A 1,235-nucleotide genomic window follows, 5' to 3' on the forward strand; every position below is an offset into this window, starting at 1 on the left:
TAATAACGCTGCATTTATTGCTCCTGCTAATGGGTTAATTAGTGCATTGTCAATCGGTGATTCTGCAGTTGTTACTGCTCAACATATCATCACGCTTACTGATATGGTAACGCGTGTGGTAAATAACATGGCATTTGCTTCAGCAATTGATACCGGTAATGTGATGATATCTGATTCATCTGATACTGTTACCACATATGTGGGACGTAATATCAACCTTGCCGTAAGCAAAACAACCGACAGTTTATCAATTACTGCTGGCGATAGTATTCATTACATAATTACCATTACCAACAACGGACCTTCTTCTTTAGATTCGAATGAGATTGTTTCAATATTCGAACAACCTGCTGCCGGATTAACACTGGGTGCATTCACTACAACTAATGGTGACTACAATTCAATCAATGGTGAGTTAACCTTGAACAGTGCTTTTGCTTCCGGACAATCTATTGCACTTCAAGTTTCAGCATTGGTGGATGCTACGGTTGTGGATACTGCTATTGCCAATGCCGTGCTTGTTCAATTGCCTTCGGATGTGATTAATACAGGTGATTCTACCGATACACTGTACACTCCAGTTAAACGTTGGATTGATCTTGCCGTTAATAAAACAGCTAACTTGAGCAGTGTGAATGCAGGTGATAGTATCTCATATACAATTACCTTAACCAATAATGGTATCACAACCCTCAATGCAGGTGAAATTGTTTCAATCATTGAACAACCTCAAGCTGGTTTAACAATTGGTTCGTATGCAACAGCTAACGGTACTTACAATAGCTCTAACGGTGACTCAATCCTTGCAGGTGCTTTCGCAAAAGGACAATCAATTACCTTGGATGTAACTGCTCGTGTGGATGCAAACTTTGGAGGCGATTCAATCCGCAATGCAATACTTGTTCACTTACCAAGCGATGTAGTTAATCATGGAGACTCAACAGATGCTGATACAACTCCTGTTGTTCATCCTGTTGTCATTCGCACAATTGATTTAGCAGTTGTAAAAATTACTTCGGTAACTTCAGTAAACGTTGGCGATTCGATTGCTTACACCATCACCGTTACAAACAATGGAACTTCTTCATTGGATAGTGGTGAAGTCATTACCTTCACTGAACAACCTCAAGCTGGTTTAACAATCGGCTCGTATGTTTCGGCAAATGGTACCTATAATAATGGTGCTTTAGCATTAAACAGCTCGTTTGACTCTGCTCAATCCGTTGTATTAAGTG

1 pseudogene is annotated in these 1,235 nt (G+C 40.0%); it reads left to right on the forward strand.

Annotated features, from left to right (window positions below):
- A pseudogene (locus NJ959_RS29775) lies at positions 1-1,235 on the forward strand (DUF11 domain-containing protein); the annotation flags it as partial.

The organism is Limnofasciculus baicalensis BBK-W-15 (assembly GCF_024178385.1).
Taxonomy (GTDB): Bacteria; Cyanobacteriota; Cyanobacteriia; order Cyanobacteriales; family Coleofasciculaceae; genus Limnofasciculus; species Limnofasciculus baicalensis.